At 50.4% G+C, this 14461-nt stretch carries 13 protein-coding genes and 1 pseudogene; 4 read left to right on the top strand and 10 right to left on the bottom strand.

All coding sequences use genetic code 11. The features are described 5' to 3' along the window. Positions 1 to 67: 67 nt before the first annotated feature. Positions 68 to 991, bottom strand: a complete 924-nt coding sequence (locus QUA62_RS02750; RefSeq protein ID WP_333220108.1) for a histone deacetylase — start codon at positions 989 to 991, stop codon at positions 68 to 70. Between the two features lie 396 nt (positions 992 to 1387). Here QUA62_RS02750 and gyrA point away from each other — a divergent pair, with 396 nt between their 5' ends. Further along, positions 1388 to 4099 (top strand): DNA gyrase subunit A, encoded by a 2712-nt coding sequence (gene gyrA, locus QUA62_RS02745; RefSeq protein ID WP_333402268.1) that lies wholly within the window; start codon positions 1388 to 1390, stop codon positions 4097 to 4099. Positions 4100 to 4333: 234 nt separating this feature from the next. Beyond that, positions 4334 to 5629: a ribonuclease D gene (locus QUA62_RS02740; RefSeq protein ID WP_333402267.1), complete on the top strand. Its 1296-nt coding sequence runs from the start codon at positions 4334 to 4336 to the stop codon at positions 5627 to 5629. A 449-nt stretch (positions 5630 to 6078) separates the two neighbouring features. Here the strand turns inward: QUA62_RS02740 and QUA62_RS02735 are convergent, their stop codons facing one another. From QUA62_RS02735 to QUA62_RS02725, 3 genes are all read right to left on the bottom strand, one after another. After that, positions 6079 to 7140 carry an NAD(P)-dependent alcohol dehydrogenase gene (locus QUA62_RS02735; protein WP_333402266.1) on the bottom strand — a complete coding sequence of 354 codons (1062 nt, stop codon included), beginning with the start codon at positions 7138 to 7140 and terminating at the stop codon, positions 6079 to 6081. A 28-nt stretch (positions 7141 to 7168) separates the two neighbouring features. After that, positions 7169 to 8005, bottom strand: a complete 837-nt coding sequence (locus tag QUA62_RS02730; RefSeq protein ID WP_333402265.1) for an SDR family NAD(P)-dependent oxidoreductase — start codon at positions 8003 to 8005, stop codon at positions 7169 to 7171. Between the two features lie 319 nt (positions 8006 to 8324). Continuing rightward, positions 8325 to 9155, bottom strand: a complete 831-nt coding sequence (locus tag QUA62_RS02725; protein WP_333402264.1) for an SDR family oxidoreductase — start codon at positions 9153 to 9155, stop codon at positions 8325 to 8327. Positions 9156 to 9336: 181 nt separating this feature from the next. Between QUA62_RS02725 and QUA62_RS02720 the strand changes: the two genes are divergently transcribed. Then, positions 9337 to 9702, top strand: a complete 366-nt coding sequence (locus QUA62_RS02720; RefSeq protein WP_333402263.1) for a hypothetical protein — start codon at positions 9337 to 9339, stop codon at positions 9700 to 9702. Continuing rightward, positions 9629 to 9880: pseudogene (locus QUA62_RS29320) on the top strand (AraC family transcriptional regulator N-terminal domain-containing protein); the annotation flags it as partial. The gene QUA62_RS02720 and the pseudogene QUA62_RS29320, both read left to right, overlap by 74 nt. On the opposite strand, the gene sufU reads toward QUA62_RS29320, so the two are convergent. From sufU to QUA62_RS02690, 6 genes are all read right to left on the bottom strand, one after another. Continuing rightward, on the bottom strand, positions 9834 to 10286 hold the full coding sequence (gene sufU, locus QUA62_RS02715) for a Fe-S cluster assembly sulfur transfer protein SufU (RefSeq protein WP_333402262.1): 453 nt from the start codon (positions 10284 to 10286) through the stop codon (positions 9834 to 9836). The pseudogene QUA62_RS29320 and the gene sufU sit on opposite strands and share 47 nt — an antisense overlap. Before the next feature lie 7 nt (positions 10287 to 10293). Next, positions 10294 to 10899 carry a nucleotidyltransferase family protein gene (locus QUA62_RS02710; RefSeq protein ID WP_333402261.1) on the bottom strand — a complete coding sequence of 202 codons (606 nt, stop codon included), beginning with the start codon at positions 10897 to 10899 and terminating at the stop codon, positions 10294 to 10296. 48 nt (positions 10900 to 10947) lie between these two features. Next, the gene (locus tag QUA62_RS02705; RefSeq protein ID WP_333402260.1) at positions 10948 to 12087 is read right to left on the bottom strand and encodes an XdhC family protein; all 1140 of its coding nucleotides are present in this window, start codon (positions 12085 to 12087) and stop codon (positions 10948 to 10950) included. Between the two features lie 203 nt (positions 12088 to 12290). Then, a complete protein-coding gene (locus QUA62_RS02700) occupies positions 12291 to 12557 on the bottom strand; it encodes a hypothetical protein (RefSeq protein WP_333402259.1) in 267 nt (88 codons plus the stop codon). A 29-nt stretch (positions 12558 to 12586) separates the two neighbouring features. Next, entirely contained in the window at positions 12587 to 13603 is a 1017-nt protein-coding gene (locus QUA62_RS02695; protein ID WP_333221403.1) for an LLM class flavin-dependent oxidoreductase, read from the bottom strand. A gap of 107 nt (positions 13604 to 13710) precedes the next feature. Further along, positions 13711 to 14457: an NAD(P)-binding domain-containing protein gene (locus QUA62_RS02690; RefSeq protein ID WP_333402258.1), complete on the bottom strand. Its 747-nt coding sequence runs from the start codon at positions 14455 to 14457 to the stop codon at positions 13711 to 13713. Positions 14458 to 14461: the final 4 nt, after the last annotated feature.

Below are 14461 nucleotides of genomic sequence, written 5' to 3'. Positions count from 1 at the left end.
CCTCAAAAACTCTCCATCCCGTCCTCACCGCTTCTCAACCTTATTTTTCCCTATCCCAATTTTCCAGCTAATTGAGGCATCGGTCAATAGTCGCCACAACCGACTCGGCCAACTCTTTCAGCGCGTAACCCCCCTCCAAACCAAAGGCGATGCGGCGGGTGAGTTGCAGGCAGTATCCGGTGAAAGTACCGAAATCTGACGGAGCCAGAGTCATGCTCGCCAGGGGATCGGACGCAGTAGCGTCATAACCAGCGCTGACAATCAACAAATCCGGTTCAAATTTGGACAAAAAAGGCACTACAAGAGATTCAAAGGCGCTCAGGTATTCAGCTATGCCACCGCCCGGATAGAGGGGAATGTTCAGCACGTTCTCGTAGGCACCGCGCTCCTCGGCATCTCCCGTTCCCGGATAGCACGGAGATTGGTGCAGGGAACAGTAGGCAATTTGCCGGCAGTTTTCCACCAAAGATTGAGTGCCGTTGCCGTGGTGCACGTCCCAGTCGAGGACGGCGACGCGGTTGATTCCCGGCTGTTCCAGGGCGTAGTGAGCAGCGATCGCAGCATTGGAAAACAAGCAAAAACCCATCGCGCGGGCGTTTTCGGCGTGGTGTCCCGGCGGCCTTGCCAGCACAAAAGCCGGTTCCCCCGCAGCCACCACTCGATCGACCCCATCGAGCCAAGCACTCGCCGCTAGCAGCGCTACGTCGTAACTTTCAGCAGAAATCGGCGTATCGCCGTCGAGGTAGCCGCCTCCCCGATGAGCCAAATGTTCGACTTCTTTGATGTATCTTTGCGAGTGAACTTTTTTGATAGCCGAGAACAGTGCTTTTTCGCGCTGCGCCACTGGGGTGGGCAGTTGCCACTCAATTTGAGCCGCCCAAGGAGCAGCTTTCAGAGCGTTGGCGATCGCCGTTAAACGTTCTGGTCGCTCTGGGTGAAGCATTCCAGTCTTGTGCAGCAAGAAATCTTCGGAGTAGATGACGGGTAGCATCGGCTGATTTTAGATTTTAGATTTTAGATTTTAGATTTTTAGTTTGCTTTAAGAAGGCCTTCGGTTTTGTGAAATTAAAATTGCGATCGGGCCACCATTTTAATTTTTTATATAGCCCTCAAAAAAACTCACCAAAGCATGAAACCCGACCGCCTAAAAAAACCTTTCTAGCTTTTGCGAACCGCTGACAAAATCACCAACTGACAAATCATCAATTGTCCTTGTTTCGTCCCTTAATTTTTCTGGCAACTTTTCCATAAACTCAAAGGCAAATTGTGATATAATTTCAGGAGTAATTTGCAATATTTGGCAGCTCTACTGAATCCAAACCGATTTTATCGCATTTTTGAGATTTATAGCGGTCAAATTTAAATTTTTAACGGAGTTTTTCAACCTATGAGCACCTCTGAGTCGCGGATAATCCCGACGGATCTGGGTAATGAGATGTCCCGATCGTACTTGGAATACGCCATGAGCGTAATTGTCGGTCGGGCGCTACCAGATGCCAGGGACGGTCTCAAGCCCGTTCACCGACGCATTCTCTACGCCATGAACGAATTGGGCTTGACTCCCGATAGACCTTTCCGCAAATGCGCCCGCGTCGTGGGGGAGGTGCTGGGCAAGTATCACCCGCACGGAGATACAGCGGTTTACGACGCCCTGGTGCGGATGGCTCAGGATTTCTCCATGCGGGAACGCCTGATCAACGGCCACGGCAACTTCGGCTCCGTTGACAACGACCCGCCCGCTGCCATGCGGTACACCGAATGTCGCCTCACAGCTTTGACGAGCGACTCCATGCTGCGCGACATCGACTCGGAAACAGTTGATTTCGGCGACAACTTCGACGGTTCCCAGCAAGAACCCCTCGTACTCCCGGCACGCATTCCCCAAATTTTGCTCAACGGTTCCTCCGGGATTGCTGTGGGGATGGCAACCAACATTCCGCCGCACAATTTAGGCGAAATAATTGACGGTTTAGTAGCACTAATTCACAATCCAGCAATTACCGACCTGGAATTGATGCAGTACATCCCCGGCCCGGACTTTCCCACCGGAGGGCAAATTCTGGGGAGATCCGGCATTCGCGATGCTTACACCACCGGTCGCGGTTCGATTACAATGCGCGGAGTCGCGGGCATTGAAACCATTGAACATCCCGGCCGCCCCGACAAAGAAGCAATTATTATCACCGAATTGCCTTACCAAACAAACAAGGCAGCGCTAATTGAGAAAATTGCCGAACTTGTCAACGACAAAAGATTAGATGGAATTTCCGACATTCGCGACGAAAGCGATAGAGACGGAATGCGGATCGTGATCGAACTTAAGCGCGACGCCTATCCCCGCGTCGTTCTTAACAACCTCTATAAACAAACACCACTCCAAGCCAACTTTGGAGCCAATATGTTAGCGCTAGTAAACGGGGAACCCCAACTACTTACGCTCTCCCAATTCCTCAATGTCTTCCTAGATTTCCGCATTGAGACAATTACTCGCCGGACTCAATACGAACTCCGGAAAGCAGAAGAACGCGACCACCTTCTGCAAGGCTTATTAATTGCCCTAGACAACTTAGATGCAATTATTCACCTAATTCGCGCCGCTGCCGACTCCGCCGCAGCGAAACAAGAATTGATGGATAATTACGGTCTTTCCGAACAGCAATCCGATGCTATTCTGCAAATGCAGCTCAGGCGTTTGACAGCATTAGAAGCGCAAAAAATTCAGCAAGAACACGAAGAACTGCGAGCTAAAATCTCCGATTTGGAAGATATCTTAGCGCGCCGGGAACGCATCTTAGAAATCGCCGAATTTGAAGCAGTCGAAATCCAAACAAAAATCGCCACTCCTAGACGCAGCGTCATCGAACACGCCGAAGGAGAAATCGATGAAAGAGATTTAATTGCCAACGAACAAGCAATTATTCTGATCACAGAGCAAGGCTACATCAAGCGGATGCCTGTCAGCACTTTCGAGGCCCAAAGTCGGGCTACTCGCGGCAAAGCAGGCGCGAAAATGAAAGAAGACGACGGAGTAGAACATTTCCTTTCCTGCTGCGATCACGATAGCGTTTTGTTCTTCAGCGACAGAGGTGTAGTTTACTCTGTCAAAGCTTATCAAATCCCCGTCTGTTCGCGGACGGCCCGCGGCACTCCTGTGGTGCAACTGCTGCCGATTCCTATAGAAGAAAAAATCACTTCTATGGTGTCAGTGACAGAATTCACCAGCGAAGAATACTTGGTAATGTTGACTCGCGGCGGCTACATCAAGAAAACCGCACTTTCCGCTTTTGGCAACATCCGTACTAATGGATTAATCGCGATTTCTCTAGAAGAAGGCGACCAACTGCGCTGGGTGCGGAGAGCAAAAGTGGGTGACAGCATCATCATTGGTACGCGCCAAGGGATGGCAATTCATTTCCGCACCAATCATGAACAGTTGCGCCCAGTCGGCCGCGCGACGCGGGGTGTAAAATCAATGAAATTGCGATCGGGCGATGAGTTGATCAGCATGGACATATTGCCCAGTTCAATTGTTGCCGAGATTGCTGAATTGGAAACTGAAGATTCGGAATTCGAGGGAGCTAATATTGCTCAATTAGAAACGGGCGACTCGGAATTTGAAGGGGCAGAAATTGCTGAATTGGAAACGGAAGATTCGGAATTGGAAGATGAAGAATTAGAATTGCAATCCGAGGAAATTGAAGGCGAAGATGCTGAAGAAATTTCGACAGTTAGCAGCGAAGTTCCTTCCGTGTTGGTAATCACCACCAACGGCTATGGTAAGCGGGTTCCAGTTTCTCAATTCCGCCTACAAAGACGGGCGGGCAAGGGATTGACGGCTACTAAATTTAAGTCGAAAAAGGGTAAGGATCAGGTAGCTGCGCTGCGAATTGTCAATGAAGATGACGAGTTGATGATCATTACCAACCGAGGTATTATTATCCGTCAGGCTGTGAGCGCAATTTCTACACAATCGCGAACTGCAACGGGCGTGCGGGTGCAGCGGTTGGATGAGGATGATTCGATCGTAGCTGTGGCTTTAGTGCCGCCTGCTGGTGAAGAATCGGCCGAAGAATCGGAATCTGAGGAAGTGGCAGAATAGTCATAGGTTAATAGTTTGTAAGGTACGCGCTGCGTACCTTACTGCTGAATGGTAAAAATGCGATCGTCTATTCCCGGTTTCTGCTTCCAAGACTGGTCAACATTTAATACTAATTATGAAAAAATACCTCTAGGGACACGGCAATGCCGTGTCCTTAATGCGATCGTTGACAATCGATCCAATAATTGCTATAGCATAAGAGAATCAAAAAGTTAATAGCAAAAGTCTGTAAAAATGCCTTATTTAACAGCAGAAAACGACATCAAAGCACTCATCGCTAAATTTGCCCAAGCTAAAGTCCTGTGGGTTGACACAGAAATAGCAGACTATAAATCCAACCCCAGATTATCTCTGATTCAGGTGTTAGCTGACTCCACAGATTCGAGTGGAGATGGCACTTTTCTACTAGATGTCTTGGATAAACCTGAATTGGCAAAAGATTTTATCAACCAAATCATGGTCAATCCACATATTGAAAAAGTTTTGCACAACGCCAGCTATGACATCAGATTTCTAGGCAATGACGACGCTCAAAATGTCACTTGCACATTGAAAATGGCGAGACAGATTCCTTATTACATCCTGCCATTACCTAATCGACAACTCAAAACTTTAATAGAAACACTTTGCGACATTGCTTATGTTGATAAAACAGAACAAAGCGGCGATTGGGGCCAGCGTCCCCTGACACAGAAGCAGCTAGAATATGCCAAGATGGACGCGGTTTATTTAGCTGGAGTGCATCGCCGCCTGGTAGAAATCCTTGCCCAATGTTACCCCGAACCCGCAACGGAAAATTTGACAGCATTGGGCGAAAAATATCAGGAAATAGAATCTCAGTGGAAGCCGCTGGATTCAGAAATCGCTGAAGTGAAAGAACGCATTAAAGCAGGGATGTTGGCCCAAAAGCTCAAAGACAGTTCTTATTTTGAGCTTTCCAGTTCGATAGCTATGAAAGTAGATTTTCTAACCCTGGCAAGACTGACGCAAAGTGAGGGAATTGAGTTAAATTTTCCGGTGACGCTGACGAAAGAAATTCAAAAACAGTTAGGCAAACTCATCGCTCATCCATCTTTGGAAGTGGAGGATATTGCTAGTTGGCGGTTGAATTCTAATGTACAGCAGCGGCGAAAATCTACTAAGAAAATTGCGCCGGAACCGGAGAGTGAGGATTTAACAGCATTGGGGGAAAGGTACAAAGCAATTTTGCCCGAATGGAAGTTGCGGGATTCTGAAGTTGAGCACCTGAAAGAGCGCATTAAAAAAGCAATGTTGGTGCAAAATCAGGAAAATACTCCCCATTTTAAGTTATCCAGTTCGTCGATTTTGAAGGTAGATTTTGCTAAATTGGCAAAACTTGCGCTATCTGTGGGAGTTGAGTTAGATTTTATGGTGACGCTGACTCAATACATCCAAAAGCGGTTAGGGGAAGCGATTAACAAAATTGATGTGCAAATTGAGTATATTACGAGTTGGCGGATGACGGCTAAGACTATGGAAGAGGAAGATGATGATGAAATCCCTTTTTAACTACTAAAATATCACGTTTCCTCTCATTTTTCTGTGTTATCAAGGGTATACGAGGGTGAGAAAGAGGTCTAGAAATAATGCCAAGTAAGGGGGGGTTGCATCCTGTATACCTGTTGATAAAAGCGATGTTTATTACGAGTTAAATTGATTAACTATTGTACAGATTCAGAATATTTATCCAAATAATTCACCCACTGCTCTCCATCTTGCGCCAACGCCAAAGATACTCCGTCTGCGGTATTTTTTGCTTTGTTCTTTAGGCAGAACTTCCCGGCTTTGGGGCAGGGCTGTTTCATTCTTAGAAAAACCAGGATTTTGTAGGGTCAATGCTAAGAGTGCCCGCCCCGGCCCAGACACGATAAATTGGGCATTTCAGCGATCGGGGCAACCACGGGGGGTTTGCCCCTACAAGAGAATGAAACAGCCCTGCCTTCTAGGGGCGGCCTCAGTTATTCAGATTTCAGAGATGCCATATCAATTACAAAGCGATATTTCACATCGGACTTGAGCACTCGCTCGTAGGCTTCGTTGACCTTCTGGATGGGGATGACTTCGACATCGGCAGTGATGTTATGTTCGCCGCAAAAGTCGAGCATCTCCTGGGTTTCCGCGATGCCGCCGATGTTAGAGCCGGAGAGACTGCGGCGGCCCATGATCAGGCTGAATGCCGAGACATCCAGAGGCTTCTCAGGTGCGCCGACAAGGGTGATGTTGCCGTCGCGGCGGAGCAGGTTGAGATAGGCGTTGATGTCGTGTTTGGCGGAGACGGTATCGAGAATGAAATCGAAGCTGCCAGCGTGCTGCTGCATTTCGTCAGCATTACGGGAAACGACCACTTCGTCAGCACCGAGGCGGAGCGCGTCTTCCGTCTTGTCGGGCGAGGTGGTGAAGACGACGACGTGGGCACCGAACGCACGGGCGAACTTCACGCCCATGTGACCCAGCCCGCCAAGACCGACTACGCCGACCTTCTTGCCCTTAGTGACGCCCCAGTGGCGCAGGGGCGAGTAGGTGGTGATCCCGGCGCAGAGGAGCGGCGCAACCCCGGCGAGATCGAGGTGATCTGGAACGCGCAGAACGAAGCGTTCATCGACGACGACGCTATCGGAGTAACCACCATAGGTGACTGGAGCAGTCTTGTGCTTGTCTGGGGAGTTGTAGGTGAAGATCACATTTTGGCAAAACTGCTCAAAGCCAGCTTTGCAATGGGGACAGGTACCATCCGAATCGACCATACAGCCTATCCCCGCGAGGTCGCCGGGCTTGTACTTCGTCACTGCTGAACCAACTTGAGTGACCCGTCCGACGATCTCATGACCGGGGACGATCGGGTAGGTAGTAGACATGAAGTCGCTCCACTCATTACGCACCGAATGGACATCGGAGTGACAGATGCCGCAGAAGAGAATTTCGATCTGAACGTCATGTTCGGTTGGATCGCGCCGTGCGATCGTGTCGGATGCCAATGGTGATGTTGCACTAGCAGCGGAATAAGCTTTTGTGTTGTACATGAATTAATGCTCCTAAATAGTACGTGTGCTAGAAGTTTCCATCCGTAGACGTGGAAAGCGCCTCGTGGTCTTTGATCTCTTGCAGACGGGCCTCCAGGGCCGGCTTAATCATCGTGACGGCATCGCTGCCCGCGTGAAACTGCTTCGGCGGGTTCTCCATTCCAGCAATCTTGACCAGAGCATCACCCAACTTCGCCGGGTCGCCCTGTTGTGTGCCGTTGTAGGTTGACCACGTCTCTTGAACACTGCCCTTGGCCGCGTAGTCTTCAATAGTCTGACTGGTCCATTTGGCGTTCTGCGCGTCCAGCAGTTCCGTACGGAAGAAGCCCGGTTCGACGAGCGTGATCTTGATGCCGAAGCGCTCGACCTCGGCCGCGACCGACAGCGAAAGACCTTCGACCGCGAACTTTGATGCGGCGTAGGCGGCGCAGTGCTCGAATCCGATTACGCCCGCCATCGAGCTGATATTGATGATGTGGCCCGACCGCTGCTGACGCATGACCGGGAGCACGGCTCGCATGACGTACACCACGCCGTAGAAGTTTGTAGACATTTGGCTTTCGATGTCGGCGGTGGTCATCTCTTCAAAATTACCCAGCAGGCTGTAGCCCGCGTTGTTAACCAAAATGTCGATGCGACCGAACTGTTTCACCGCCTCACCGACGGCCGTTTTCGCCTGTACCTCGTCGGCAACGTCCAACTGGACAAACGCAAGCTTCTCGCTTGCAACATCGCGCAAGGCATGGCGCACTTTGTCGAGGTTTCTTCCGGTCGCGACGACACGGTCACCTGCTTGTAATGCCGCCTTAGCAATTCCGGTACCGATACCGCTACCAGCGCCTGTGATGAACCAAGCTTTGTTCATAGTCATATCCTCTCAATTACGATGATGCCGTTGCTAATTGACTGAACCATTAGGACGATATAAAGATCGCTACAGCAGGGCCAGGAGTCCAATCACATCTCCAACTTCATAAATCTGTGGCTCAGAGACATTGACAGAAAGCATTAAGGTCAACCTTCGTATTGTTCGTCGCTGACCTTTTCCATCCAGTCCACGGGTTTGCCGTCGAGTACCTCCTGAGTGGCGATATGAGTCATCGCCGCTGGCGGTGAAGGTGACGATGGCGACAATGCTTTGTTGTCGTGCGTTTAGGGTTCGATCGGGTTGGCGACGAACTTCACTACACCGTTTGACCGCCATCAATGACCAGCGCGTGCCCGACGGCGAAGGAGGACGCATCCGAACACAGCCAGACGACGGCATTGGCGATCTCTTCGGGTTGACCCATCCTTCCAATTGGCTCCTGCGAGATCACTTGTTCTCGTCCTTCGGAAGTGCCGCCGCTGAAGCGATCCATCATCGGGGTGTCGATGATTCCGGGACACACAGCGTTGATGCGAATGTTCTGCCCGGCGTAGTCGAGTGCCGCCCCCTTGGTCAGTCCGACCACGCCGTGCTTTGCAGCCGCGTAAGCAGCTTGACCTTTGAAGCCTTTGACTCCAGCACCTGAAGAGGTATTCACGATCGCGCCGCTGCCTTGCTTGAGCATCAGCGGGATTTCGTGCTTCAGGCACAGGAACACGCCGCGCAGGTTGATGTTGACGATGCGGTCCCACTCCTCCTCTGTAAGGTCGGCTGTCGCCGCTATCTTCTGTTCCACGCCGGCGTTGTTGAAGGCAAAGTCCAGTCGCCCGAAAGTCTCAATGGTCTTATCCAGCGCTGCCTTCACGTCCTCGGCTCGGGTCACGTCGCACCTGACGGCGATCGCCCGCCTGCCGAGTTCCTCGATCGTGCGGGCCGTTTCTTGATTGCCCTGTTCTGAAATGTCAGCGACCACCACGTTAGCGCCCTCACGGGCAAACGCCAGCGCTGTAGCTCGACCGATGCCGTTCGCTGCTCCGGTCACAAACGCAACTTTTCCTGTGTAGTTTTCATTCTTTTTCATCGTCATTATTTTTTCCTTATCAATAGGGATGGATTTTTTAAGAAGCAAGGTTAGCTTTGATGGCATTTTGGTTGTCACTCAGCAGGTTTCTTGCCCTATCAAAACAGAGTTTTCTCTTGTATAAAAATCCAGACGTTTGCAATTCGCCGGAATCGTTTTTCATTGCTTTAGCTTCATTCTAAGAATCCTCAAGGGCAAGCAATAGAACGATCGTCTAAGATTGTTGTACAATCCTGCAAACTTAGAAATGAACGCTGCCAAAACGACTGAAAAGTCGGCTAGGTCGTTAATGAACGACCAGCAGGCTCTTCGCGAGGCAGATAGAGCGCAAGCCCACAGAAACGAACTGACGAATAGCCTGTGCAATCGGCTATTCGTCAGGATGGGACGATTGATCTGCTTAAAGGATTGCACTTCAATCGCTTCTCCTCACCTTCGGAATGCGTTGATAGTGTCTCTATCCCTGCCTTTAGTGTCATTGCTCAGGGCAGCAAAGAAGTTCTTCTGGGCAGCGATCGCTTCAGTACGACCCGAGGCATTATCTGCTAGCTACGATCGAACTGCCGATTGTCAGCCAAATTCTGGAAGCCTCCAAGGGGCAACCGTACCTTAGCCTTCGCCGCGATCTCGACCCCACTCTTGTTGGTTCAGTCATGGTTGAGGCGGGCGAGCCCTCACCACAAAGGGGTGCCAATGTAAAAGCGATTGACGTGAGTTTATTGGATGTGCCTCTGCTGGAGGTGACTATATTTGTTCATTCCTCGTTTCAACCGAACTCAGCGCCGCTTTGAGGGTATGCCAAGCCAAAGTTGCACACTTAACCCGCATCGGATATCGGGAAACACCTTGCATGATATTGAGTTTCTCCAACGGAGGCTCAAACTGAGTATTTCCCGCTGCCATCTCGCGGAACTGTTCTACCATTAAAAGCACCTGTGAAATAGTTTTACCTTTGATAGCGATCGCCATTAAGTCAGCAGAAGCAAGGCACAAAGCACAACCTGCACCTTCAAATTTAATGTCTGCAATTTTACTTTCTGCTTCATCTAGTAACAGCGTTAAATCAACCACATCACCGCAATAGGGATTTTCTCCTCGGTGTTGACGATGTACTGGGTTAGTTTTTCCTTTGTTTTGCGGTTTTCTGGCGTGTGTCAAAATTACTTGTTGGTAAATGTGGCGATCGTTAGTTTTCATAATCTCTTCACTCTTTAAAATTATTTAATAGCAACTGCTTGTAATCGTCCGGGGTATCAATATCAATCGCAGCTTCTGGTATTAGCAGAATCAATCCTGTATCTATATATTTTTGTATTAACGCTTTTGCACCTCGATCTCCTTTAAGCTGCATCAGTTCTGGAAATAAGGCATTGCTAAACAGGGCAGGTACACCTGTAGTTTCGTTATACTTTGAGGCAATAATTACTTTTTGCGTTTCTTGATAAGACTGAATCAATTGATTGAAAATCTGGGGAGAAATTAGCGGCTGATCGGCAAGTGAGATGATAATTGCATCAAGTTTAGAGTGAGTTTTCAGTAGCATACTAATACCAGCGCGAATAGAAGAAGACATTCCCTCTTGCCATTGGGAGTTCTCTACAACTTGCACTGCCTTTGGCATTAGTTCCGGTTTAATTTGTTCTACATAAGCTCCCAGGACTACTATGATAGGTTGGCTCATAGAAGCTAAGGCAACTTCAACCGCATGGAGTATCAGGCTGCGTCCTTGATAAGAAAGCAATTGTTTTGGTCTTCCCATGCGGGTTGCAGCTCCAGCAGCGAGAATAATTAGACCAATTTTAAATACCATACCCAAGTTGTGAATTTTTGATTATTAAGAACATACTCGTATTAGCCATTAATTTTTTGATAATTGACTATTGATTGAATCATGAATTGGTACAGTGCGATTTCTTAAAAAACCACCTTGATGCTTTGCTGTTACTGCTTGAATTTCGGCGATAATCGCCAGAGCAATCTCTTCGGAATTATCGGCCCCAATGTCGAGTCCCACCGGACTATATAAATTTTGTTGCTGTTGTGGAGTGGGGATAACTCCTTCTTCTTGTAGCTCTTGCAATAATCGGGCTGTTCTTTTCTTAGGGCCAAGTACACCTAAGTATTTTAAGCCAGAAGGCAATAACACTCTCAGCAATTCCAGGTCGTCTAAATAATTATGAGTCATAACTACAGCAACAGTACGCTCATCTATATCGATTTTTTTTAATACATCCTGAGGAGAACAAAATTCAACTCGATCGGCTTCTTGAAAACGCTTGCGGCTTGCTTCCCGTTGGCGGTTATCAACTACAGTAATATGCCATCCTAACTGTTGGCCAAAGCGAACAACGGGAAGAACGTCATACCCAGCACCCAAAATTACCAGCGACAGCGGCGGCTGAATGACTTGAATAAAAACTTCAACTTTCCCGCCTATTAACTGATATTGTTTCCCTACCGAGGTTTTGTGTTGAAGTGCTGCTTGTGTATCCCTTAAAACCGCTGCTGCTAATTCCTCATCGCTGATGTGGTTGATGATATCTGAATTTAGTAGCAAGCGATCGCCTATTTTAGATTTGCTTTCACCCTCTATATTAAATACAGTTGCAATAGCGCTCTCAAACCGAGCATCAAGGCATTTGTGGACAAAACTAATTTGGTTCGGCTCGTTTACTGGCAACGATTCAATCAAAACATAAGCAATGCCTTGACAGCCAAGCCCCAATCCCCAAATTAAATCTTCCTCGGAGGTGGAGTCATACTTAACCACACAAGGACTACCAGTGTTCATTACCTGCTGTGCTTTCTCAAATACATCACTTTCCAAACAGCCACCGCTAATTGCACCTACTATCAAGCCATCTGCACCCATCAACATTCGCGCACCAGGACGGCGATAAGTTGAACCTTCCACTTTAACTAAAGTTGCCAAGGCTAGCTTTTTCGTGGTGTCTTTTACTTGCTCTAAAGCAGCCTTAATATCGTGTATTTCTTTCATTGCTCAGCCTAAAAATTTTTGTATCTCACTGTTTAAGTTTGATTATAAGGACTTCAGCATAGGACACGATATAACGATACTTGCAAGTTATTGTACAATCCTGCAAAATTATTCTTCTAAACTAATCATGGGACAAGCCTGTAAAGCTTTGGTGTGATGACTTTTAGCTTACTTGCTTGTCCCTTTCTTATCCCGAACTCACGTTACATACAAATCACACGGTTCACGCGAACCCCGAAATCGGCATCCGGATTTGTCGTAGCGTCACCCAGCCGCTCTTGCAGCACTGCAACTGCTAAGTCCCGGCGCTTTGGCGATCGTGATGCGTCGGCAGATGCCAGCAGGGCTGCCGCCATCTGTTCGCGCGTGAGATCGGTGCAATAGCAGGGCGTGCCTGGTTGCTGACGCCACGAATCGGCGAGCGTGCCGGCGTCGAAAGCATCAAGCCCAATGTCTTCGACGAGCGCCATCGTTACTGAGGAGCGACTAATTTCTAGCTCTAAGGTGTCGTCAAACCCATGACCGATGCCACGATCTCGAACGACCGAAGCCGGGCTGCACGTTCGTAGACATCGGACACGAGGATAAGCTCGTCCGCGGAGGTCTCCTGTAGCAGTGCTTCCAGTCCCTCCTTGACGATGGTCAGCCCACCGACTACCGAGCGTGCGAGCAGGCGCCCCGCCTGCGCCTTTGCTCGGGGCGACCAGTAGTCGTCGATGTTGTTGATTGGTGGCTCCAGGGGACCGGACGTGCCGTGTTGCAAAAGGTCGGCGAACGACTTCTGCTGCGAGGTCGCGAGGCGGCGCGCCTCATAGTCGGTGTCAGCGGCCACAACGTTCACGCCGACCATCGCGTAAGGGCGAGCCATCTGCTTGGAAGGCTTGAACCGCTCGCGGTAGATCCTCAGCGCGTCCAGGAGAAGGTCGGGAGCGAAGTGCGAGGCGAAGGCGTAGGGCAGGCCGAGATCTCCTGCCAGCGCCGCGCCGAACAGGCTCGAACCCAGGATGATCAAAGGGACTTCCGTCCCATCGGCGGGAGCCGCCACGAGCCGTTGTCCGGGCGACGAAGGTTCAAAGTACGCCTGAAGCTCGATCACGTCCTGGGGAAACGAGTCGGAGGCTTGGGGCGGCCGTCTCAGCGCACGGACTGCCATTTGGTCGGTGCCGGGCGCGCGGCCGAGCCCTAGATCGACGCGGCCTGGAAAGAGTTGGGCGAGCGTCCCGAACTGCTCCGCGATCACGTAGGGAGCGTGATTGGGAAGCATAATGCCGCCCGCGGCGAGGCGGATCGTGCTCGTCGCCGCGCCGATGTGTGCAAGCACGAGCGCGGTCGCGGCGCTCGCGATCCCGGAGGCGTTGTGGTGCTCCGAGATCCAGATGCGCCCGTAATTCCACCGCTCCAGGTGGGCCGCAAGGTCTCGCGTGTCGTCGAGGGCGGAGCGGGCATCTCCACCCTGCTTGATCCGCACAAGGTCTAATACCGAAAGCTTCGTCATCACGTTTCTTTTTTCAGTCAAGCGTTCTAGGTCGGTAACACTGTTGTGTGGTCAGGTCGCACAATGAAAAGGGAAATGGCATATATGCCCTTCACTTTCCCTTTTGGCCTCACCGCAATTTGTGGCTTTTACATATAAATCGCACGGCTCAGACGAACCCCGAAATCGGCATCCGGATTTGTCGTGGCGTCCCCAAGCCGCTCTTGAATCACTGCAACTGCTAAGTCCCGGCGCTTTGGCGATCGTGATGCGTCGGCAGATGCCAGCGCTGCCGCCATCTGTTCGCGCGTGAGATCGGTGCAATAGCAGGGCGTGCCGGGTTGCTGACGCCACGAATCGGCGATCGTGCCCGCGTCGAAAGCATCAAGCCCGGTGTCTTCGACGAGCGCCATCGCCACGGAGCGATCGTTCTGGCGGTCAGCAGCCACAGGGAGGGCGATACGGTCAGGGCTTCCAGCAGGCTTGCCCAAGGTGGCGAAGGAGCCAGACCCGATCGCGTTCCACGCCTTGGCGATCGGCCGGCCTAGCTGTTGGGCCACCCAAAGGCTCTCAACCTGCCCGGCCTCGATAGCATCGATCTTTTCGTCGCGGTGGGGATAGTAATTCGACGTGTCGATGACGACTGTCTCGGCTGGTAGGTTAGCGATTAGCGGCGCGATTGTGGGAATGCGGTTGAGAGGGATCGAGAGGATCACCGCGTCAACGTCCTCCACAGCTTGGGCCGTCGAGACCGCGCGTGCGCCGAAAGCCAGCACATCGGCCTCGATCGTCTCAGGGCCGCGAGAGTTGGCCACCTTCACGTCATGTCCGGCTGCACTGAGTTTGCGTGCCAAAGTCTTCCCGATATGGCCAGTGCCAAGAATGCCTATCTTCATAAAA

Origin of the sequence: Microcoleus sp. MON1_C1 (assembly GCF_036701945.1) — a bacterium.
In the GTDB taxonomy this organism is placed as follows: Bacteria; Cyanobacteriota; Cyanobacteriia; order Cyanobacteriales; family Microcoleaceae; genus Microcoleus.
Note: the sequence above shows the minus strand (reverse complement) of the source record. Positions and strands in the feature narration are given on the sequence as shown.